The 21,420-nt window shown below is 67.5% G+C and carries 20 protein-coding genes; 8 read left to right on the top strand and 12 right to left on the bottom strand.

Annotated elements, in window-relative coordinates; all coding sequences use genetic code 11:
• The first annotated feature begins 26 nt into the window (after nucleotides 1-26).
• Nucleotides 27-533, top strand: coding sequence for a DinB family protein (locus LFT49_RS05450; protein WP_237429974.1), 507 nt, complete (start codon nucleotides 27-29; stop codon nucleotides 531-533).
• Between the two features lie 38 nt (nucleotides 534-571).
• On the opposite strand, the gene LFT49_RS05445 is transcribed toward LFT49_RS05450, so the two are convergent.
• On the bottom strand, nucleotides 572-1,489 hold the full coding sequence (locus LFT49_RS05445) for a CPBP family intramembrane glutamic endopeptidase (RefSeq protein ID WP_237429973.1): 918 nt from the start codon (nucleotides 1,487-1,489) through the stop codon (nucleotides 572-574).
• A gap of 16 nt (nucleotides 1,490-1,505) precedes the next feature.
• Nucleotides 1,506-2,555 (bottom strand): helix-turn-helix transcriptional regulator, encoded by a 1,050-nt coding sequence (locus LFT49_RS05440; protein WP_237429972.1) that lies wholly within the window; start codon nucleotides 2,553-2,555, stop codon nucleotides 1,506-1,508.
• A 181-nt stretch (nucleotides 2,556-2,736) separates the two neighbouring features.
• On the opposite strand from LFT49_RS05440, the gene LFT49_RS05435 reads away from it, so the two are divergent.
• On the top strand, nucleotides 2,737-3,171 hold the full coding sequence (locus LFT49_RS05435) for an ester cyclase (RefSeq protein ID WP_237429971.1): 435 nt from the start codon (nucleotides 2,737-2,739) through the stop codon (nucleotides 3,169-3,171).
• An 84-nt stretch (nucleotides 3,172-3,255) separates the two neighbouring features.
• On the opposite strand, the gene ppsA is transcribed toward LFT49_RS05435, so the two are convergent.
• The 5 genes from ppsA to LFT49_RS05410 all read right to left on the bottom strand — a co-directional run bounded on the left by ppsA (nucleotide 3,256) and on the right by LFT49_RS05410 (nucleotide 9,621).
• Complete coding sequence (ppsA, locus tag LFT49_RS05430) at nucleotides 3,256-5,685, bottom strand: phosphoenolpyruvate synthase (protein WP_237429970.1); 2,430 nt, start codon at nucleotides 5,683-5,685, stop codon at nucleotides 3,256-3,258.
• 146 nt (nucleotides 5,686-5,831) lie between these two features.
• The gene (locus LFT49_RS05425) at nucleotides 5,832-6,665 is read right to left on the bottom strand and encodes a pyruvate, water dikinase regulatory protein (RefSeq protein WP_236801321.1); all 834 of its coding nucleotides are present in this window, start codon (nucleotides 6,663-6,665) and stop codon (nucleotides 5,832-5,834) included.
• A 9-nt stretch (nucleotides 6,666-6,674) separates the two neighbouring features.
• Nucleotides 6,675-7,313 carry a LutC/YkgG family protein gene (locus LFT49_RS05420; RefSeq protein WP_236821425.1) on the bottom strand — a complete coding sequence of 213 codons (639 nt, stop codon included), beginning with the start codon at nucleotides 7,311-7,313 and terminating at the stop codon, nucleotides 6,675-6,677.
• Nucleotides 7,313-8,821 carry a LutB/LldF family L-lactate oxidation iron-sulfur protein gene (locus LFT49_RS05415; protein WP_237429969.1) on the bottom strand — a complete coding sequence of 503 codons (1,509 nt, stop codon included), beginning with the start codon at nucleotides 8,819-8,821 and terminating at the stop codon, nucleotides 7,313-7,315. The genes LFT49_RS05420 and LFT49_RS05415 overlap by 1 nt, the downstream gene beginning before the upstream one ends.
• Nucleotides 8,818-9,621, bottom strand: a complete 804-nt coding sequence (locus tag LFT49_RS05410) for a (Fe-S)-binding protein (RefSeq protein ID WP_236821423.1) — start codon at nucleotides 9,619-9,621, stop codon at nucleotides 8,818-8,820. Before LFT49_RS05410 ends, LFT49_RS05415 begins: the two co-directional genes overlap by 4 nt.
• Before the next feature lie 196 nt (nucleotides 9,622-9,817).
• Here LFT49_RS05410 and LFT49_RS05405 point away from each other — a divergent pair, with 196 nt between their 5' ends.
• The 5 genes from LFT49_RS05405 to LFT49_RS05385 all read left to right on the top strand — a co-directional run bounded on the left by LFT49_RS05405 (nucleotide 9,818) and on the right by LFT49_RS05385 (nucleotide 16,145).
• The gene (locus LFT49_RS05405; RefSeq protein ID WP_237429968.1) at nucleotides 9,818-11,566 is read left to right on the top strand and encodes an L-lactate permease; all 1,749 of its coding nucleotides are present in this window, start codon (nucleotides 9,818-9,820) and stop codon (nucleotides 11,564-11,566) included.
• An 82-nt stretch (nucleotides 11,567-11,648) separates the two neighbouring features.
• Nucleotides 11,649-12,401, top strand: a complete 753-nt coding sequence (locus tag LFT49_RS05400; protein ID WP_237429967.1) for a FadR/GntR family transcriptional regulator — start codon at nucleotides 11,649-11,651, stop codon at nucleotides 12,399-12,401.
• 17 nt (nucleotides 12,402-12,418) lie between these two features.
• On the top strand, nucleotides 12,419-15,247 hold the full coding sequence (locus tag LFT49_RS05395) for an FAD-binding and (Fe-S)-binding domain-containing protein (RefSeq protein WP_237429966.1): 2,829 nt from the start codon (nucleotides 12,419-12,421) through the stop codon (nucleotides 15,245-15,247).
• Nucleotides 15,248-15,352: 105 nt separating this feature from the next.
• Nucleotides 15,353-15,991 carry a hypothetical protein gene (locus tag LFT49_RS05390; protein ID WP_237429965.1) on the top strand — a complete coding sequence of 213 codons (639 nt, stop codon included), beginning with the start codon at nucleotides 15,353-15,355 and terminating at the stop codon, nucleotides 15,989-15,991.
• Nucleotides 15,984-16,145 carry a hypothetical protein gene (locus tag LFT49_RS05385; protein WP_237429964.1) on the top strand — a complete coding sequence of 54 codons (162 nt, stop codon included), beginning with the start codon at nucleotides 15,984-15,986 and terminating at the stop codon, nucleotides 16,143-16,145. The genes LFT49_RS05390 and LFT49_RS05385 overlap by 8 nt, the downstream gene beginning before the upstream one ends.
• Before the next feature lie 4 nt (nucleotides 16,146-16,149).
• Here LFT49_RS05385 and LFT49_RS05380 read toward each other — a convergent pair whose 3' ends face one another.
• From LFT49_RS05380 to LFT49_RS05360, 5 genes are all read right to left on the bottom strand, one after another.
• The gene (locus LFT49_RS05380) at nucleotides 16,150-16,452 is read right to left on the bottom strand and encodes a hypothetical protein (protein WP_237429963.1); all 303 of its coding nucleotides are present in this window, start codon (nucleotides 16,450-16,452) and stop codon (nucleotides 16,150-16,152) included.
• A gap of 209 nt (nucleotides 16,453-16,661) precedes the next feature.
• Nucleotides 16,662-17,762 (bottom strand): DUF2891 family protein, encoded by a 1,101-nt coding sequence (locus LFT49_RS05375; protein WP_237429962.1) that lies wholly within the window; start codon nucleotides 17,760-17,762, stop codon nucleotides 16,662-16,664.
• A 32-nt stretch (nucleotides 17,763-17,794) separates the two neighbouring features.
• The gene (locus tag LFT49_RS05370; protein ID WP_236801310.1) at nucleotides 17,795-18,766 is read right to left on the bottom strand and encodes a DUF979 domain-containing protein; all 972 of its coding nucleotides are present in this window, start codon (nucleotides 18,764-18,766) and stop codon (nucleotides 17,795-17,797) included.
• Nucleotides 18,763-19,476 (bottom strand): DUF969 domain-containing protein, encoded by a 714-nt coding sequence (locus tag LFT49_RS05365; RefSeq protein WP_237429961.1) that lies wholly within the window; start codon nucleotides 19,474-19,476, stop codon nucleotides 18,763-18,765. Before LFT49_RS05365 ends, LFT49_RS05370 begins: the two co-directional genes overlap by 4 nt.
• 210 nt (nucleotides 19,477-19,686) lie before the next feature.
• Nucleotides 19,687-20,364: a GntR family transcriptional regulator gene (locus tag LFT49_RS05360; RefSeq protein ID WP_237429960.1), complete on the bottom strand. Its 678-nt coding sequence runs from the start codon at nucleotides 20,362-20,364 to the stop codon at nucleotides 19,687-19,689.
• Between the two features lie 68 nt (nucleotides 20,365-20,432).
• Between LFT49_RS05360 and LFT49_RS05355 the strand changes: the two genes are divergently transcribed.
• Nucleotides 20,433-21,416 carry a prenyltransferase/squalene oxidase repeat-containing protein gene (locus tag LFT49_RS05355; RefSeq protein ID WP_237429959.1) on the top strand — a complete coding sequence of 328 codons (984 nt, stop codon included), beginning with the start codon at nucleotides 20,433-20,435 and terminating at the stop codon, nucleotides 21,414-21,416.
• The last annotated feature ends 4 nt before the right edge of the window (nucleotides 21,417-21,420 follow it).

Below are 21,420 nucleotides of genomic sequence, written 5' to 3'. Positions count from 1 at the left end.
GCTGCCCGCCTTGCTAGGGTCTGCCTATGGCACCCCAATTCCACTCGATGGACGACGTCATCAACGAACCCGAGCGCGTGCAGTTCGAGTTCTTCCTGGACGAGCACCGGGCCGCGCTCAACGAATGCCTGGACGGCCTGATCGAGGAGCAGGCGCGGCGCTGGCTGGTCGCCTCCCGCACCACGCTGCTGGGACTGGTGAAGCACGCCACCTTCGTGGAGAAGGTCTGGTTCGATGAAGCCTTCACCGGCCGCCCGCGCAGCGAGATTGGCATCCCCGCCACGCCGGACGAGTCATTCATCCTGCACGACGACGACACGATCGATTCGGTCCGGGCGGCGCATCGGGAAGCCTGCGCCGCCTCCCGTGCCGCAGCCGCCCCGCTGAATCTGGACAGCGTGGTGACTGGCAACCGACGCGGGCCAGTCCCGCTTCGCTGGGTCTACCTGCACATGCTGCACGAGCTGGCCCAGCACTGCGGCCACGCGGACATCCTGCGCGAACAGATCCTGGCGGAGCACGGCGCGGCCTGAAGCGGAGGCGGCGGCCGGCACCGCACGCGGCCCGCAAGCTACCTCCGCCTGTGCGGTGCCCTGTGATGTGACCGGACGTTGATGGGCAGGAAACGGCGGCGGCCGGTCATCTCGCCGCGGCTCGTCAGTGCCACGGCGGCGACCGCCACCCACGTTGCGGCGGCCTGGCCCCACGGGTATACCTGCTGGGGAACTCCGGGGGTCAGCGGGTTAAGGATGAACTGGAAGGCCGCCAGGCTCGCGTGCATCAACGCCGCCACAAGCACACTCCCCGTATGTTCGTAGACCCAGACCATCAGCACCCGGTAGGCCGTCAGCTGGCCGACGAGCACCGAAACCACCCAGAGCGACATGAAGATTGCCAGCGGCACCCCGCCGTTTGTCCCGCCGCCACCCCAATAGCTCACGAAGAAGTGCCAGACACCCCAGAGCACGCCCACCAGCAGCCCGGTCCACAGAACGCTGTAATGCTGCCTGGCCTTGGGAATGGCAAACCCGGTCCACCCGACCTCCTCAAGAAATCCAGCCGCCAGACCGATGGCGAGCGCCATCAGGATGGTTCCTGCCTTATCCGGCTCCGTGACAAACCGCGGCGCATAATCCAGGGAAAACAGCCACAGCACCAGCACGGGGACCGCCAACGTCACCGGTGCCACCAGCAGTGCGAAGAGGTACCATCGCCGGTCAACCCGCCAGACACGCAGCCGCGACCAGAGGTCCCGGTACCCTGCCCGTCCCGACACGATTCCCGTCAGAACCAGGCTGGCAGCAGCTGGTCCCAGCAGCATGGCCGGCACCGTCACGGGAACGGTGAGCTGGAACTGTTCCGGCGTGGGCGACAAGCCACCCGTGACCGCCAGGACGGCCACCACAATGGCCGCCCAGGACAGGAAGAAGGTCACGCCGAAGTACCACGGCAGCGGGTGCCTGCGCACCGATTCCGTCAAGGCATGCATGGAACCTCCCCGCCTTTCAGGCTACGAGCCGGGCCACCAACTCCCCCCGGCTGCCAACGCCGACTTTTTCGAACACGGACTTCAGGTGGTCGTGCACGGTGTGCCGGGAGATGAACAGGTGGCGGGCGATCTCTGCGGTCGGGTTTCCGGACAGCACCTCCAGGCAGACGTCCCGCTCGCGGGCAGTCACCCCGTACGCCATCAGCAGCAGGCCGGCGAGTTCGTGGGTGGTAGCGGGTTCCACAGTGACCACCATCTGCTCCGGATCATCGCCGGTAATCAGCCGGCTGGCCTGCAGCATCACCCAGTTGTTCCCGGCATCGCGCATCCTGGCCCGTGCCGTGCCGGACGCCGCGGCATGCGCCTGCGCGACCACCGCATACAGCGTCTGGCTGAAGCGGCCGGGCGCCACGTCCTCCACCCCGGCCAGCCAGGAGGCGGCGGCGGGCGTAGCGGCGCGCAGGTCACCGTGCAGCCCGGCCAGGACAATGACGGGCCCGACGGCGGCCGGCCCGGCGGGGTGCCCCACCCGGACAACCGCCCGGGTGGCCGCAGCCAGGGTTGCGGTCACCGCGCCCAGGAACTCCACCTCCCGGTCGGAAAAGTCGCGGCCGCCTTCGCGGAAGATGCTGCCCACTCCCCAGCACGCCTCGTCCACCCGGAAGGCGGCACGCAGCTCATGCTCCAGGCCGAGCGGCCTGAGCAGGTCGTTGATCCGGACACTGCGGACCACATCCCGGTGCGGCGCATCCGAAATCCTGGCGACGGGACGCTGGCGCCGTAGCAGCTCGACGAACGTGTTGGGTTCCCGGCCCGTGTACTCGGACTGGGCAAACCGCATGAAGTACTCCTCAAACTGGTGCCCGCCCACCGGCCACGGCTGCCAATTGGTGATGGAGGTCATCGCCATCGAGTCGGGGTCGACGCCGGCCCAGCACCCCTGCTCGAACGGCACCGCCCGCTGCACAACGGCGAGCGCCGCGGCATAGAGGTCCGCCAGGTCCATTCCGCCGACGGCCATGGCAGCGATCTCCCGCCGGGCACGCTCCGCGCGCTCCTCCCACATACCTCCAGTATCGTCCCGGCCGCCATTGCAGCAATCCCCTATTTTGGGGGTTCCCGCAGCACCCCGAAACCCCCATCGAGGGGGTCGCCGTGGTGCGTGCCGCCGTCGTACTTTTCCTTCACGGACGCCGCGCGGGACGCGACGTTTCGGGGACTCATCCCAAGGACCAAAGGAGGCTGAAATGGGACAGGCAAGCGATGCCATGGACCGGTTATTGGCTGCCATGGCGGCAAAAGACATTGAGGAACTGTCGGATTGCTTCGCCGCTGACGCCGTGCTCCGGACTCCGGACCAAGGCGAAATCAGCGGCAGCGAGGCGATCGCGGACTACTTCCACCACTTCTGGGAGGCGATGCCGGACGTCAGGTACGAGCAGTCGGCAAGGCATGAGGCCGGGGACGTGGCCATCGTCGAGGGTTTCGTGACGGGCACGAACACCGGGTCGCTGGGCCTGCCCACCGGCGGGACCCTGCCCGCGACCGGGAAGCAGGTCCGGGTGCGAAGCTGCGACATTGCCAAGGTCCAGGCAGGCCTGATCGCGGAACACCACGCCTACTTCGACCAGATGGAACTCCTGGGACAGCTGGGACTGCTCCCTGAACCATCCAACCAGTGAGGACCAAGCAGTAAGGGCGGCCCCGTCACGGCCTTTCGGCTGTGGCGGGACCGCCCTTGGCAGCTGCGGGCTACTGGTTGTAGGTCAGGCTGCACCGGCGGCGGCAACCGCCGCGCCGTTGGAGGCAGCTTCGGGAGCATCAGACGCGCCGGCGAGCCGGATCCAGGTGTCCACCACGGTGTCCGGGTTCAGGGAGACGGAGTTGACGCCTTCCTTGACCAGCCATTCGGCGAAGTCGGGGTGGTCGCTGGGGCCTTGGCCGCAGATGCCCACGTACTTTTCCCTCGCCCGGCAGGCCTTGATGGCCATGCTGAGCAGCTTCTTCACGGCCGCGTCCCGCTCGTCGAAGCTGTTGGCCACAATCGCCGAGTCCCGGTCCAGGCCCAGGGTCAGCTGGGTCATGTCGTTGGAGCCGATGGAGAAGCCGTCGAAGTACTCCAGGAACTCGTCGGCGAGCAGCGCGTTGGACGGCAGCTCGCACATCATGATCACCTCGAGGCCGTTCTCGCCGCGGCGCAGCCCGTTCTCGGCCAGCAGTTCGATGACGCCCTGCGCCTCGTCCAGGGTCCGCACGAACGGGATCATCAGCTTGACGTTGGTCAGGCCCATCTCGTTGCGGACGAAGGACAGCGCCTCGCACTCAAGGTCGAAGCAGTCCCGGAAGGACGGCTCCAGGTAACGGGACGCGCCACGGAACCCGATCATCGGGTTTTCCTCGTGCGGCTCGTAGGCGGGGCCGCCGATCAGGTTGGCGTACTCGTTGGACTTGAAGTCGGACATGCGCACAATCACCGGTTCCGGCGCGAAGGCGGCGGCGATGGTGGCCACGCCCTCGGCCAGCCGTTTGATGTAGTACTCGCGGGGGCTGGCGTAGGCGCTGATGCGCTGCCGGATTTCGGCGGCCACATCCTCCGGCTGGCTGTCCAGGTTCAGCAGGGCCTTGGGGTGGATGCCGATCTGCCGGTTGATGATGAACTCCAGCCGGGCCAGGCCCACGCCGTGGTTGGGCAGCTGCGCGAAGGTGAACGCCTGCTCCGGCGTGCCCACGTTCATCATGACCTTAACGGGAGCTTCGGGCAGGTTGGTAATGCCGGTTTCCTCCACGCTGAAGTCCAGCAGGCCCTGGTAGATGACGCCCGTCTCGCCATCGGCGCAGGACACGGTGACCTCCTGGCCGTCGGACAGGGTATCGGTGGCGTTGCCGGTTCCGACGACGGCGGGAATCCCCAGTTCGCGGGCGATGATGGCTGCGTGGCAGGTGCGTCCGCCGCGGTTGGTGACGATGGCGGAGGCGCGCTTCATGATCGGTTCCCAGTCAGGGTCGGTCATGTCCGCCACCAGCACGTCGCCGGTCTGGAAGGAGGCCATCTGGTCGATGGCGGTGAGGATCCGGACCTTGCCGGCGCCGATGCGCTGGCCGATGGCACGGCCTTCCACGAGCACGGGGCCGCTCTCGTTCAGGCGGAACCGGCTCATGCTGCCGGGGGCCCGGCGTGACTGCACGGTCTCCGGACGGGCCTGCAGGATGTACAGGCCGCCGTCGATCCCGTCCTTGCCCCACTCGATGTCCATCGGGCGGCCGTAATGCTTCTCAATGGCGACGGCGTGGCGCGCAAGCTGCTCCACGTCGTCGTCCGTGAGGCTGAAACGGGCGCGCTGGGACTCCTCCACCGGCACGAAATCGATGGTGCGGCCGATCTCGCTGCTGCTGGTGTACGTCATCTGCAGGGCCTTCTCGCCCAGCCCACGCTTGAGGATCGCCGGGCGTCCGGCCGCCAGGGCAGGCTTGTAGACATAGAACTCGTCCGGGTTCACGGCGCCCTGCACCACGGCCTCGCCCAGGCCGTAGGAGGAGGTGACGAAGACGGCGTCCTTGAAGCCGGATTCGGTGTCCATGGTGAACATGACGCCGGAAGCGCCGACGTCGGAGCGCACCATCCGCTGGATGCCCGCCGAGAGTGCCACCTCGGCATGTTCAAACTTGTGGTGCACGCGGTAGGCAATGGCGCGGTCGTTGTAGAGCGAGGCGAAGACGTCCTTGATGGCCTGCAGGATGTTCTCGATGCCGCGCACATTCAGGAAGGTCTCCTGCTGCCCGGCGAAGGAGGCATCGGGAAGATCCTCCGCGGTGGCGCTGGAGCGGACGGCCCAGGACAGGTCCTCGGAGCCGGCGTGCTTGTCCACCAGCTGCTGGTAAGCCTCGCGGACCTGCGCCTCGAAGTCCGGCAGGAAGGGCGTCTCGCGGACCAGGGTCCGGATCTCCTGGCCGGCTGCGGCGAGGGCGGTCACATCATCGGTGTCCAGCCCCACCAGCCGGTCGGCGATCTTCTGGTCCAGCCCGGAATCGGACAGGAACCGGCGGTAGGCGTCGGCCGTGGTGGCGAAGCCGTCCGGGACCTGGACGCCGGCGGAGGTCAGGTTCTGGACCATCTCGCCCAGGGAGGCGTTCTTGCCGCCCACCTTGTCCAGGTCCTTGAGTCCGAGTTCAGAGAACCACAGAACGTCTGTCGTCATGTTTACTGCTCCTTTGCAGAGGGTGGCGTAGGCGTGGCCGGCCGTTCACGGTAGTGCCGGCCGGAAGGAAAACCCTGCTAACAGTTTCAGGTCTGCAGCGGAGTTTCCACATCATGTGGGCTACGCCACGTTTGTGAAATCGGGGGCTAATGCTTCAGGTTCATCCGCTGCAGGATGGTGGCCGCCATCTCCTCCACGGAGACGGTGGCCGAGTTCAGGTACGGGATTCGGTGCGAGACATACAGCTGTTCGGCGCTGCGCAGCTCAAACCCGCACTGCCGCAGGGACGCATACGGCGAGCTGGGCCGGCGTTCCGTGCGGATCTGGCTCAGGCGCAGCGGGTTGGAGGACAGGCCAAAACACTTCGACACGAAAGGCCGCAGCGGTTTGGGCAGCCCGTCCCGCTGGAAGTCCTCGTCCACCAGCGGAAAGTTTGCCGCGAAGATCCCGTGCTGCAGCGCCAGGTACATGGTGGTGGGCGTCTTGCCGCACCGGGACGGGGCCACCAGGATCACCTGGGCCTTCTCCAGCGCACGCAGGCTCTGGCCGTCATCGTGCTCCATGGCATACTCCACGGCCGCCATCCGGGACTGGTAGCGCGCGGCGTTCCCCAGCCCGTGCGCCCTGCCGGGTTCGCCGCTGGCCGGGTGTCCGAGCGCCTCCTCCAGGACTCCCACGTGGGTGCCGATCAGGTCCACCATGGCGCCCTTGCATCCGGCCAGGATCTGCCGGATTTCGCTGCTCACCGCGGTGGAAAAAACCAGCGGTCGCGGCCCGGTGGCGGCCAAGGCGTCGATGGTCCGCACCACGGACCGCGCCTGCTCCTCGGTGGTAATGAAGGGGATGGTCACGCGGTCAAAGTTGTCCACCGGGAACTGGGTGAGCAGCGTATTGCCCAGCGTTTCCGCGGTGATGCCGGTACTGTCCGAGAGGAAGTAGACAGGCCGCAGGGCAGAAGTGTTCAGAGCAGCAGTGGTCATGGAAAAACTCTAGCGGGCAATGATGACATCCAGCCTGCGGGGGCCGTGGACCCCCTCCACGCGTTGCAGCTCGATGTCGCTGGTGGCACTCGGGCCGCTGATCATGGTGATGGGCCGGGTCCCGTCGATCCGGCCCAGCGCCTCGGGCAGGATGCCGGCAATATCCGCGGCCTTGACCACGCAGATGTGGTGGTCGGGGACCAGGCTGATGGCGCGGCGCCCCTGGTTGGCGCTGCCGTCCAGGATGATGGTTCCCGTCTCGGCCACGGCCACCGCGCTGCCGGTCACCACGGCGTCGGTGCCGTCCAGGTCGGCCACGCTGAGCGGTTCCGCCGGGGAGTCGACGCGACGGCGGGACCCGCCGGTGCCGGCGTCGTCCATCGCTGCCAGCCAGCCGCCGTCGAGCCCTTCCGGGACGACGTAGCTGCGCGCCCCCTCAAGGAGCGAGGCAATCGTGGCCGGCACCTCGGCGGCGGGCACCACGGCCACCTGCGCCTTGTAGTCCACCAGCCGGTCCACCAGGAGGTCAACGAGGCCGTCGGCGTCCATGCCTGATGCGGCCCGGTACTCCCGGGGGATCTGCGGCGCCTCGGGGCTGTCCTGCAGCGCGGAGCGGATCCGCGAGAGGATGTCTTCGCGTGCACTCATTACTGGGTTTCCTTTTCGTCTCGTGACGGCGCGGGCGACTTATGCTCCTTGGCCCACCAGTCCCGGAAGGACTGGGCCGGGGGCGCCGGGATGTCGCGGCTCTGGGTCCAGCCGCCGGCGATGCCGGGCAGTTTCTTGATCTTCTTGTCGCGTCCGGCGGCGAGCCGGCCCAGCGGCAGTCCTTTCTCCACCAGGCCGAGGTGCTTGCCGGAAGACAGTGCCCAGGAGGCCGCCTTCATGCCCACGTCCATCTGGCTGGGGACCTTCTTCGTCCCGCGCTTGCTGTCCACGTCCACGCTGCGCAGGTGCACCAGGATGTCGGGGATGTTGATCTTCACGGGGCAGGCGTCGTAGCAGGCACCGCACAGGGAGGAGGCGTAGGGCAGGGAGCTGTTTTCCTCCGCCTGGATGCCGGTCAGCAGCGGGGAAAGGATGGCACCGATGGGGCCGGGGTAGGTGGAGCCGTAGGCGTGCCCGCCCGTCCGCTCGTATACGGGGCAGACGTTCATCCAGGCGCTGCAGCGGATGCAGTGCAGCGCCGAGCGGCCCATTTCATCCGCGAGCGCAGCGCTGCGGCCGTTGTCCAGGAGCACCAGGTGCACATTCTGCGGCCCGTCACCCTCCGTGACGCCGGTCCACAGTGAGGTGTACGGGTTCATCCGCTCCCCGGTGGAGGACCGCGGGAGCAGCTGCATGAACACTTCCAGGTCCTGCCAGGTGGGCAGCAGCTTCTCGATGCCCATCACCGTGATCAGCGTTTCCGGCAGGGTGAGGCACATGCGGCCGTTGCCTTCGGATTCGACGACGGCCAGGGTGCCGGAATCTGCGAGGGCGAAGTTGGCCCCGGACACAGCCACCTTGGCGGTGAGGAACTTGCGGCGCAGGTGCTCGCGGGCGGCCATGGCCAGGACGGGCGGATCGTTGGTGAGTGCCGGATCGGCTCCGGGCATCTCGCGGAGGAAGATGTCCCGGATTTCGGTGCGGTTCTTGTGGATGGCCGGCACCAGGATGTGGCTGGGCTTGTCGTGGTCCAGCTGGACGATGAGCTCGGCGAGGTCCGTTTCGAAGGCCTCGATTCCCTGCTCCTCGAGGTACTCGTTGAGCCCGATTTCCTGCGTGGCCATGGACTTGACCTTGACCACTTCGGTTTCACCGGTCGCCCGGACCAGTCCGGCCACGATTTCGTTGGCCTCCCTGGCGTCGCGGGCCCAGTGGATCACGCCGCCGCGGGCGGTGAAGTTTTTCTCGAACTCCTCCAGCAGCTCGGGCAGCCTGGCCATTACCGACTCCTTGATGGCGGAGCCGGCATCGCGCAGCTGCTCCCAGTCGGGCAGTTCGGAGACCACGGCCTGGCGCTTGTCGCGGATGGTGTGCGTGGCATGGCCAAGGTTGGCCCGCAGCTGGGCGTTGCCCAGTTCGCGGTGCGCCGCCTTGGGAAAGGATTCGCCGGCGAACAGGTTGCCGGAGCCGAAGGCCGGAAGCGCGGGCATTCCCAAAAAGGTGGTCATCGGAGGGCCTTTCCGGTAGAGACGCGGACTTCGCCGGTCACGGACGCCGGTTCTTCCATGGTGCTTGCGAGGATTTCCGCCAGGTGGAGGGTGGTGGTGGAGCTGCCCTGCCGGGAGAGTCCGCCGCCGATGTGCATCAGGCAGGAGGCGTCCCCGCCGGTGCAGAGTTCGGCGCCGGTGGCTTCGACGTTGGCCGCCTTGTCCTGGAGCATGGCCGAGGAAACATCGGCGTTTTTCATGGAGAACGTGCCGCCGAAGCCGCAGCACTGGTCCGCCTCGGGCAGGTCGGCAAGGTCGATCCCCTGCACGGTCCGCAGCAGGCGGGACTGCCTGTCCCCGAGCCGCAGCAGGCGCATGCCGTGGCAGCTGGGATGGTAGGTGACCCGGTGCGGGAAGTAGGAGCCCAGCTGGGCGCCGGCGTCGGTCACGCCCAGCACGTCCACCAGCAGTTCGGACAGTTCGTAGGTTTTGGCGCCGACGGCGGTGGCGCGGGCTTCGAGCGCGGCGTCACCGCAGGAGCGGGCCACCATGGGGTGCTGGTGCTTGACCGAGGCAACGCAGGAACCGGACGGGGCGACGGCGACGTCGTAGTCCGCGGTGTCAAAGGCGGCGACGTGGTTGGCCACCACGGGGACGGCTTCTTTGAGGTAGCCGCTGTTGACATGCATCTGGCCGCAGCAGGCCTGGCCCTCAGGGAACACCACGTCGTGTCCCAGGCGCTCCAAAATCTTGACGGTGGCCTTCGCCGTGGCCGGATACATCGCATCCACAATGCAGGTGGCGAACAAGGCAATTCTCATGGCGGCCTTCCGGGAAGGGGTAGGGATGTTCGTATGGTCTGACCACAGTAGAACACGTGATACCAGCCACTTTCAACCCCGGACCCGGTGGTGAAGCGGCTCACACCAACCGGGAATTGTGGGCTACACTTCCCTGGTCGGACCATTGTGGTCTGACCAAACACGACCCCAACACCCCTCAACGTGGAGGAACTCTGTGGACCACTTCACCCCCAGCATTGACCCGGTGCTGAACAGCGTTGCCTGGTCGGCCATTGTCGCCCTGCTGCCGCTGCTGACCTTCTTTCTCCTGCTCGCCGTCGCCAAGACCAAAGCCCACGTGGCCGGCGGATTTGCCCTGCTGGTGGCCCTGGTGGTGGGCATCCTGGCGTTCAAGATGCCGGCCGGCCTGGCGCTCCTGTCCGCAACCCAGGGCGGCGTTTTCGGCGCCTTCCCTGTGCTGTGGATTGTGGTCATGGCCGTCTGGCTCTACCAGGTGACGGTGCTCAGCGGCCGCTTTGAGGACCTCCGCCGGGTCTTCGATGTCATTGGCGGCGGCGACGTCCGCCTGCAGGGTGTCCTCATCGCCTTCTGCTTCGGCGGGCTGCTCGAAGCCCTTGCCGGGTTCGGCGCGCCGGTGGCCATTACCGCCACCATGCTGCTGGCCCTCGGCCTTCCTCCGTTGCGGGCAGCCGCCGCCGTGCTGGTGGCCAACACCGCTCCGGTCGCCTTCGGCGCAATGGCCATCCCGATCACTACCGCCGCCGGACTTACCGGGCTGCACGCGACGGACATCGGCGCCATGGTGGGCCGCCAGGCACCGCTGCTGGCAACTTTCGTCCCGCTGATCCTGCTCTTCATCCTGGACGGACGCAAGGGCTTGAAGGACTGCTGGCCTGCCGCTTTGGTCGTCGGATTTTCCTTTGCCGCAGCGCAGTTCCTCTGCTCCAACTTCTTCTCGTACGAACTCACCGACATCATGGCCTCATTGGTCGGCCTGGGCGCGGCTGTCCTGTTCTTCCGGTTCTGGAGGCCCCGCGGCACGGCGGCAGCGCGTGACCGGCTGGGCGTGGCCGCGGAGTCCGTGGCCGCCGTCGGTGCCACGGCTGGTAACGGCGGCCCGCGAAGCGCCCGTTCAGGCAGCGCGGCCACCGTGGAGGCGGCCGAGCGCGAAAGCCTCACCCCGGCACGTACCTGGCTCGCGCTGTTTCCCTACTTCCTGGTCATTGTGGTGTTCGGTATCGCCAAACTGTGGAAGCTCGGCGTCGACCTTCCTGCCGCCCTCGCCGCCACCGACGTAAAGATCCCGTGGCCGGTCCTCCACGACGCCCTGGTCAGCGCCGACGGCAAGCCGCTGTCCTCCACCGTCTACGTCTTCCAGTGGCTGTCCAGCCCCGGCACGCTCCTGCTGATCACCGGCCTGATTGTGGCGGTCGTCTACGCCCGCTTCGATGACCGCGGCCGCTTCCCCATGACGGTAGGCAACGCCGTGGCCGAAATCGGGCGGACCATCTTCAAGATGCGATGGGCCGGCCTCACCATCATCACGGTGCTTGCCCTTGCCTACGTCATGAACAACTCCGGCCAGACGGTCTCGATCGGCGTGTGGCTGGCCGGCACCGGAAGCTTCTTCGCGTTCCTCTCCCCCGTGCTCGGCTGGCTGGGCACGGCCGTGACCGGTTCGGACACCTCCGCGAACGCACTGTTTGCCAAGCTGCAGCAGACCGCGGGCGTGAATGCGGGCATCGACCCGACCCTGCTCGTGGCCGGCAACACCGCCGGTGGCGTGGTGGGCAAACTCATCAGCCCGCAGAACCTCGCCATTGCCGCCACCGCCGTGAACCTCGACGGCCAGGAGTCCGTCCTTCTGCGTAAGGTAGTCGGATGGAGCGTGGGGTTGCTTCTGGTGCTGTGCACCATCGTCTACCTGCAGTCCACCCCAGTCCTGGGCTGGATGCTCCCCTAGCCAGTACCCGCGGCCACTTCCCGCGCAAAACCGGAGTGCGGGTCCACTCGGGGCCCGCACTCCCCCACCCAGAGGATCGCCCGTGACAACCCCCGCAGCCGGAGCAGCTCCCCGCCCTCGAACCCACGACGCACTGCTGAAAGACATTGAAGCGGACCTGCGCGCCGGCAAGATCAAGGTCGGCGACCGGCTCCCGGGCGAACGGACCCTGGCGGAAAGCTACGGAATCTCCAGGGCATCAGTGCGGGAGGCCATCCGGATCCTTGACGCCATGGGCGTGGTCCGCAGCTCGGTGGGGTCCGGCCCCACCTCCGGTGCCATCGTCGTTTCCGATCCGTCCGCCGGGCTCTCCTCCGCGCTCCGGCTGCATGTTGCCAGCAACCGCCTGCCGGTCGAGGACATTGTCCAGACCCGCATCCTCCTGGAAACCTGGGCTGCCCGTGCAGGTGCAGAGCGTGAGGGTGGCGACACGGAGCGCGAACAGGCGGCCCAGCTGCTGGAGGCCATGGACCACCCTGAGGTGGACCGGGCAGCCTTCCACGAGCTGGATGCCCGGTTCCACGTGGCGCTGAGCTCGCTCGCGGGCAACGAGGTGATGGCCACCATCATGGAGTCCCTCAGCGGTTCGATCGTCGACTATGTCAAGGGTTCCATGGACGCCATGGAGGACTGGCCGGATGTCCTGGAAGTCCTCCGCACCCAACACCACGGAATCTTCGATGCCGTCCAGTCCCGGGACGGCGGACTCGCCGCGCGCCTGCTGCGCGAGCACATCGAATGGTTCTACCAGCGGGCAGGGGACGCCACGACGCCCCGGCCCCACACCATCACCTAAGTTTTTTGGAGTTACGCATGCGAACAGCAACGGCAGGAGCCGAATCCCCCATCGAACAGCTGGGGCTGGATACCGTCAGCACGCGGGACCTGGACCGCCATGCCATGGCCCACGACGCCTCGCACTACCTCCTCGTTCCCCAGGGGGTGGCCACTCCGCGTAATGCCGCCGACGTCGGTGCCCTGCTGCGGCGCAGCCGGGAGCTTGGGCTTCCCGCCACCTTCCGGTCCGGCGGCACAAGCCTGTCGGGCCAGGCCCTGAGTGACAGCCTGCTGATCAACACCCGCCAGCATTTCCGCGGCGTGGAGGTGCTCGACGGCGGCGCCCGGGTCCGTGTGCAGCCCGGCGCCACCGTGCGCAGCGTCAACGCCCGGCTGGCCGCCTTCGGGCGTAAGCTCGGGCCGGATCCCGCCAGCGAAATCGCCTGTACCGTGGGCGGGGTCATCGCCAACAACTCCTCCGGGATGGCGTGCGGCACCGAGTTCAACACCTACCGGACGCTGGAATCAATGGTGCTGGTGCTGCCCTCGGGCACGGTCATCGACACCGCCGACGCCGATGCCGACCGGCGGTTGCGTGAGCTGGAACCGGAACTCCACGAAGGGCTGCTGAGGCTGCGCCGCCGGGTGGTGGGGAACGACGAGTCGGTCCGCATGATCCGCTCACTGTTCTCGATGAAGAACACCATGGGCTACGGCGTGAACTCCTTCCTGGATTACGAACGCCCGGCCGATATCCTGATGCACCTGATGATCGGCAGCGAGGGGACCCTCGGCTTCGTGGCCGAGGCCGTCTTCCGCACCGTCGAGGTCAAACCGGCCGTTGCCACGGGGCTCCTGGTCTTCAACACCCTCGATGCGGCCACGGCTGCCCTGCCGGACCTGGTTGCCACCGGCCTTGCCACCATCGAACTCATGGACGCGGCAGCGTTGAAGGTGGCCCAGGCTGCCGCCGACACCCCCGCTGCGATCAGTACCTTGCCGGTCCAGGGACATGCTGCGCTGCTGGTGGAACACCAGGGCTCGGACGCCGCCGAGCTGTCCGGCAAGCGCGCAGGCTCGCAGCCGCTGTTCGACTCGCTGGACGTGGCCGCGCCCTTCACGCTGACCACGGACCCGAAAGACCGGGCAGCCCTCTGGCACGTCCGCAAGGGCCTGTACACGGCTGTCGCCGGCGCACGCCCCTCGGGAACCAACGCACTGCTGGAGGACATCGTTGTCCCGGTTCCCGCCCTCGCGGACACCTGCGGCGAACTGACTCGGCTCTTCCACGAGCACCATTACAAGGAATCGGTGATCTTCGGGCACGCGAAGGACGGGAACGTCCACTTCATGCTCAACGAGCGCTTCGACGATCCGGCCCAGCTGCTGCGCTACCAGGCCTTCACCGACGAGATGGTGGACCTGGTCCTCGGCGCGGGCGGTTCACTCAAGGCCGAGCACGGCACCGGGCGCATCATGGCGCCCTTCGTCCGCCGCCAATACGGCGACGAGCTCTATGCGGTCATGCAGGAAATCAAGCGGCTGATCGACCCGCCCAACCTCATGAACCCGGGCGTGCTGCTCGCCGACGAACCACTCTCCTACATCGAGAACCTGAAGGTGGCCCCCACCGTCGAGGAGGAAGTGGACCGCTGCGTCGAGTGCGGGTACTGCGAACCGGTCTGCCCCAGCAAGGACATCACGCTTACTCCGCGCCAACGCATCGTGCTTCGGCGCGACATTGCTGCCGCTGAGCAACGCGGCGACCACGCCCTCGCCGCCAACCTGCGCAAGGACTATGACTACGACGGCGTGCAGACCTGCGCAGCGGACGGCATGTGCGTCACCGCCTGCCCGGTGCTGATCAACACCGGGGACCTGGTGCGGCGGCTGCGCAAGGAAAACGCCAACACCGTCGCGGCGGCCGGCTGGAACAAGGCCGCCGAAAACTGGGGCACCGTGACCGCCGCCGGCGGGCTGGCCCTGACTGTAGCCAAGGCCATGCCGGCGCCGCTGCCAAAGGCCGCGACCGCCGTCGGCCGCGCCCTGCTGGGCACGGAAGCGGTGCCCGCCTACTCCACCGTGCTGCCCGGCGGGGGTTCCAGGCGCAGCGCGCGGCCGGACCCGGACAGCGTCGCCGTGTTCTTCCCCGCCTGCATCGGAACGATGTTCGGCCCGGCGGATGCTGCAGGCGGCGCCGCGAAGGGCTCGGCCCAGGCCTTCCTGGACCTCTGCGACCGCGCCGGCGTGCCGGTCACCGTTCCGGACGGCATCGAGAGCCTGTGCTGCGGCACGCCGTGGAAGTCGAAGGGCTTTTCCCAGGGCTACGAGGCCATGAGCTCCAAGGTCCTGGACCAGTTGTACGAGGCCAGCGGCCGGGGCGAGCTGCCGGTGGTGTGCGACGCCGCGTCCTGCACGGAGGGCCTGGACACGATGAAGCGCCTTGCGGCTGCGGGCGAGGAGCGGTACGCCGGGCTGCGCTTTGTTGACTCGGTGGAGTTCGTGCACGAACACGTCCTTGGGAAGCTCACGGTGACTGCCCCGCTGGGTTCCATCGCCCTGCATCCCACGTGCTCATCCACGCAGCTGGGGACAAACCCGGCCCTGCTCGAGATCGCGGGGGCTGTTACGGACGATGTGTTCGTGCCGCTGAACTGGGGTTGCTGCGCGTTCGCGGGCGACCGCGGCCTGCTCCATCCGGAACTGACCGACTCCGCCACGGACCGGCAGGCCCGCGAGATCAACGAGCGACAGTTCGACGCCTACGCCTCCACCAACCGCACCTGCGAACTGGGGATGTCCAAGGCGACCGGCCGCTCCTACCGCCACCTGCTGGAAATCCTCGAGGAGGCAACCAGGCCTTGAGGCATCCCCGCTAGACTGGCCGGGCAAGGACGGATTGGGGGATCCAGGGCGGCGCTGCCGCTTGTTCCGCTGGTCGGTCGCAGCCAACGGACCCAAGGACCACCGATGACGTTCTTCCAGGATTTTCCCGTCCCTCCCCTGCCGCCCCGGCCGCGGGGAACCAGGCACGTCCCGCCCCCTTGGGTGGCTGCACCCGCCTATGAACTGCCTGCCGTTGTCCATCTGGGCAGGTTCGTGAGCCGGACGCCGGGAATGGTGGTGGCAGTCAAGGGCGCCGAGGTGTTCTCTACCGGGTGCCTGTTCAGCCTGTCCTGGCTCTTCCGCCGGACCGATCAGTCCGATGAGGACTGGGACGATTTGCAGCCGCTGTTCTTCCAGCCCGGCAGGGGCATCCGTGGCAGTGGCCGGCAGGGCGGACTCCTGTTCGGCGTCGAATTTCCCGATGGTTCAAAGGCCAGCACCGGCAGCCAGGTACCCTACGGGTTATTGGAGCCGGGCACCAGTCCGGAGCCTCCCGTCCTCGCCCTGAACGGCGGCGGGGGCGGCGGGGGCGATGCGGAGTTCTCCGGCAGCGGCACGCTCTGGCTGTGGCCGCTGCCGCCTGCCGGCGACCTGCGGCTGGTTGCCCAATGGACCGACTTCGGCCTGCAGGAAACGTCCATCAGGCTCGACGGCGGGACCTTGCGTCAGGCGGCGGCGTCCGCTCAGCCGTACTGGCCGGAGGAGGAGCGAACTGATGGGTAACGCGACCGGGCTTGTCCTGCTTGCGCTCGTCGGCGCGGTCTTCTTCTACATCCTGTACGGAGTGGTCCGCGCCGCGGTCCGCGACGGCATCCTCCAGGCGGATGAGCGGCGCAGGCGGCGTGCCGCGGATGAGTCGGAACGGCTCGGCGGTTAGCTGGTCAGCAGGCGGCTACAGCGTCCTCTTGTTCCGCAGCCTCTTCCGACAGCGCGGACACAATGCTGCCGTAACCCTGCACGAACATCCGCCGGCCCTGGCCCTCGTCGGTCCATACCCAGATGATGGAGTAGTCGGAGGTCACGGCGTCCACGACGCCGGTGCCGGCCAGGGTTCCTTCGGCGAAGCGGACCCTGTCCCCCACCGCCAGCCGCGGATGCCTGGCCCGCTTCCTTCGAGGCCTGGGCGTGGCTGCTTTCCCTGCCATCGCAGGGTCTGACGGGCAGGTGCTGGAGTGCTGGCGCATCGGCTTCCTCTGGCTCGCGGGCGGACGGTCAGCTCATTACAACCCTGCCCGCTGCTCCCAGGTCACGCCCCCAGCGTGGTGCAGCAAGACTAACGCGGCGGTACTCCCGGATGCATAAACAGCCCCCTCGGAACGGAGTATGACTGCTCCGTTCTGAGGGGGCCGTTGACGCCGGCGGACCCCACAAGGGATACACCGCCAGGAAAGAATCAGTCCAAATCCGCCACGGATCCCAGCACGTCCCAAGCGAAGCTGGCCAGCCAGTGGGTGGACATGAAGTCGCCGCTCTCCAGCCCGTGGAGTCCGGCTTTCAGCAGCGGATCCAGCGCCTCGACCAGGACGGCAGCGGCGGCGGATGCCTCGGCGCTGCCGGATTCCCGAAGCGTGGCGATGATCCGGGCAACCTGCCCGGCCCGGGTCAGGTTCAGCCCGTGCAGGTGCACCAGGTAGCCGTCGGTTTCATCGGTGACGCTTACCGGCTGCAGGATGCGCGACTCCGCGGAAAGCCCCGGGAGGAACCCGGCGAACCACTCGGCGAACTCGTCCGCGGACAGCACGCGGCGCATCAGGTCCGCCTCGCTGAGTCCGGCGGACAGGAAATCCTGGCCGCTGAGCTCCCAGTCGCCCGGCCAGTCGCGGTCGTTACCGAACCAGCCACGTGCCGCTTCCTCGCACGCCTTTGCAGCATCAACGCGGCCCAGTGACCGGAACGCGTCCAGCATGTAGCCCACGCCGAATGCGGCGTTGGTGTGCAGCCCGTGGCGCACGGGGTACTGGGCCTTCTGCATCCACGCAGCGCTGAGGTCCGCCACGGCATCCACCAGCGGTTCCAGCGCAGTGCCCCACTCACGCAACTGCGCATCGGCGGACGCAGAGCACGTCGCGGCCAGCCGCATCAGCCATGCCCAGCCGTAGGGCCGTTCCCAGGACGGATTAGCCAGCAGGTAGTCCCGCTCCACGGCCAGCTTGGCCGGCGTGAGGTTGGCGCCCAGGGCTTCCCGGAGCGACGCCTCTGTGAGGCTATCCACCCAGGCCGCCGGGCCGTCGTCGGACGCTCCTTCCGGTGCAGCCCCGCCAAGGGGTGACCCGGGGGTGCCGCCCAGCAGGCTGGCCCCCAGCCAGTGCATGTGCACGCAGGAGTGCCAGTCGAAGGAGGTGTAGAACGCGGGGTGGATTTGCTCCGGGGTGGGCCGGTCCTCGGCCGACACCTGCGTGTGGTGCGCCGAGTGCGGGTAGGGCTCGGAGAGGTTGCCCAGCACCACGGCCGCGTAGTCCGGGGCCGCCTGTACGCGGAGGTCGTTGTCCATCATGCTCCTTAGAAAGCCGGGGTCGGCGAAGAGGTTTAGTGGAAGGCCAGGAAGTACATCAGGGCGATGTTCACCGCCAGCAGCGGGATGGCCGTGCCCACTTGCGCCGTGATGACGCCGTACTTGTTGTTCATCTCCAGCAGTGCGGACGGCACCAGGTTGAAGTTGGCGGCCATCGGGGTGCAGAGCGTGCCGCAGAAGCCGGCCAGCATGCCGATGGCGAAGATGATGGCGGGATCGCCGTGGAAGGTCTGCACCAGCACGGGCCAGCCAATCGCCGCGGTCATGATGGGGAAAGCCGCGAAGCCGTTGCCCATGAGCACCGTGAACAGGAACATGCCGATGCAGTAGACCAGCACGCCGGCGATCAGTGAGCCCTTGGGCAGCAGGCCTGAGGCCAGGTTGCCCACGGCGGTGCCCACGCCGGCTTTGGTGAAGAGGATGCCCAGCGTGGTGAGCATCTGCGGCAGCAGCGCAGCCCAGCCGATCGATTCCAGGATGCGGCGGCTTTCGAAGATGGGCGTCGCCGGGTTCTTTGGCTTGAGGATCACAAGGGCGACGATGACGGCGGCCACGGCGCCGATGGCCAGGGCCACCAGCGTGGTGTTCTTGGGGTCGAGCAGCGGGGTGCCGCCGATGTTCAGCACGGGTGCAGCCAGCACCAGGATCACGGTGACCAGCGGCAGCGTAAGGGCCGGGATGAACAGCTTGTTGCCGAAGCGCTTGGCGTAGGACTCGCGCTCGGGGCCGGTGGACGTGCGGTGCTTGCCGTGGCCCAGGAGGCCGGTGGAGGCCAGCACCACCAGGACCAGGACTGCGACGCCCAGGATCCAGCCGGGCGCGGTGCCTGCCTGGACCCAGGTGCTGTAGAAGAAGCACAGGCCCAGGATGCCCCAGAAGGCGGAGCTGCCCCAGCGGCGGGGGTGGTTGGTGTCGGCGGCAATCAGCGATGCCCACGCGACGAACAGAATGCCGATCAGCCAGTAGACGGCTTCAACGTTGATCATTTGGCTTCTCCTGCGGCTTCCTTCGGGGCGGTGAGCTCGTACTCGCGGTATTCCTTGTCCAGCTGCTTGTCCAGGCGCAGGAGCCGGAAGCCGTGGATGAGGAACGCTGCGATGGCGGTGGGGATGGCCCACAGGGCCAGCTGGAGCGGCTCCAGATGGAGGTGGTACGTGGTGTCAACGAACGTGGTGATCAGCAGGATGGAGCCGACGGCCACGAACACGTCCTCGCCGAAGAACACGCCCACATTGTCCGCACCGGCGGAATGGCCCTTGATCTTCTCGCTGATCTTTTCCGGCACGTGGCCGTAGCGGCGCAGCGCGGCGCCCTCAGCCATGGGGAACACCAGCGGACGGACGGTCTGGGCGTGGCCGCCGATGCTGTTCAGGCCCACGGCGGCGGTGATCTGGCGGACAGCCAGGTAACCGATGAGCACGCGGCCCGCGGTCAGCTTGGCCAGTCGGCCGATGAGGACCTTGGCATGCTCCTGCAGCCCGAAGAACTCGATGATGCCCACCACCGGCAGCACCGCCACGAAGATGGTGACCGAGCGGCTGCTGGCAAAGCCGGTGCCGAAGGCATCAAGGATCTGCGCGGGGTTCATGCCGCCCAGCAGTGCGGTGACGATGCCGGCGACGGTGACGACAATCAGGGGGTTCAGGCGGATGGCGAAGCCAACGATCACCAGCAGCACCCCGATGAGTACAAGCATGACTATCCCTTCCCAGGGGACCCGTGAAGGGTCTTTCAAAATGGGGGCCGGCGCGTCAGTGAGGTTGGTCAGTTGGTGATGACGGCGCCGAGGGGCGGGAGCCCCGGTGCGTTGGAACTGCAGAGTTAAGTGAGCTGCAGAACAACGGTGTGATCTAAAGCATAGCTTTTTGTTCAACAATCCTGCAACCCCTTTTGAGAGGGGCTTGATTCAGCGGCCGACGGCGTCCAGCAGCTGGGCTTCGGCGCGGTCCAGGTAAGTGGCCAGGAAGTCCGCTGCCGCGGCTTTGTCTCCCGCCTCCAGCAGTTCCACGATGTGCGCGTTGTCCTCCACGTAGGGCTCATGGAAGGCCGGGTTGGCGGCCATGGAGTGGAACACGAGCCGCATCTCGGCCAGGACCTGTTCCATGAGGCTGTTGAGCCGCTCGCTGCCGGCCCGGTTCACGATGGCACGGTGGAAGTCCTGGTTGGCGCCGGCCATTCCGGGGATGTCCCCTTCCGCGGCGGCAGCCCTGGCCGCCTTGATGATGGTCGGCAGCGGCTCGATGGAGGTCTCGCCGGACCACAGCACCGCGGCCGGTTCCAGGAAGCGGCGCACCCGGTAGATTTCGCGGATGTCGTCCGGGGTGGGGTGGGCCACGAACACGCCGCGGTTGGGGATGCGGGTGACGATGTGCTCGGCATGCAACGCCGTGAACGCCTCACGCAGGGTATTGCGGGACACGCCAAGGGCCTCGCGGAGGGCTTCCTCCGCGAGTTTGGATCCGGGCTTGAGCAGGCCGGCCTCGATCCGGCTGCGCAGCTGGGCGGCCACCCAAAGGCCGGTCTCGGCGTGCTTTGTGGTCCTGGCCTGGGCTTGGAGATCGGCCAGTACCTCGTCAAACGTCATGGCACCACGATAACGGCAGGGCACCGGTCCCCTGTCCGCACCGGAGGGATTCCGCCATCATGGTGAGCATGACGTGGCTTGACGGCCTGCGTTTCGACCCGATCGCCCCGCTGCTGTCGAGCGGGCACCCCGCGGTGCGCTCCTGGGCCGTCCGTGAGTTGGCCTCCAGGCCGGCAGGGCTGCCACCCGCCCGGGCACAGACGCCTGACGAGGCAATCTGGGATCTGCCGATCCCCCGCAGGATCGTGCGGCGCCAGGCGGCGAACGGGTCCTGGACCTATCCGGGAAGACGGCCCCGTGCCAGCACCGATTACGACCTGCTGGAGACCTACCGGCAACTCGGGTTCCTCGTCGACATGTTCGGGTTCACGCACCGGCATCCGGCTCTCGCCGGAGCCGCCGGCTATGTGCTCGCACACCAATCCGCCCAAGGTGATCTCCGCGGAATCTACGGCAACCAGGTGTCCCCCAACTACACTGCGGCCCTCATCGGGCTCCTGAGCAAAGCGGGGTACGGTGAGGATCCGCGCGTGGAACGGGCGTTCGACTGGCTTGAGGCGTCGCGGCAGGACGACGGCGGCTGGGCACTTCCGCTCCGTACGCGGGGTAGGAAACTTGACGCCCTCGACGAGCCGCAGACCATCGCCGGCGACCCGGCGCAGCCGTTCTCGCATCTGATCACCGGGATCGTGCTCAGGGCATACGCGGCACATCCCGGGCACCGCGAAAGCACCTCCGCACAAAAGGCTGCGGAATTGCTGGCGGCCCGCTTCTTCGAGCCGGACGCCTATCCGGACAAGGGCCGGGCCGCCGACTGGACCGAGTTCAGCTTTCCTTTCTGGATGACAGACCTCGTTTCCGCCCTCGACGCCATCAGCATCATCCGGCCCGGGTTCAGGTCGGACGAAACCGACCAGGCGCGCGACTGGCTGGCCGCACACCAGGAACCGTCCGGCCTCTTCACCGGCCACCTGCTCCGGGACAGGTTCCACGACCTCCAGCTCTGGTTCAGCCTCGCAGTGTGCCGCGTGTTTGCGCGGATGCCCTTGTGAGGTG

Source organism: Arthrobacter sp. FW306-06-A (assembly GCF_021870055.1).
Classification (GTDB): domain Bacteria; phylum Actinomycetota; class Actinomycetes; order Actinomycetales; family Micrococcaceae; genus Arthrobacter.
The sequence above is the reverse complement of the archived record's forward strand: the minus strand, read 5'-3'. Positions and strand labels throughout refer to the sequence as shown.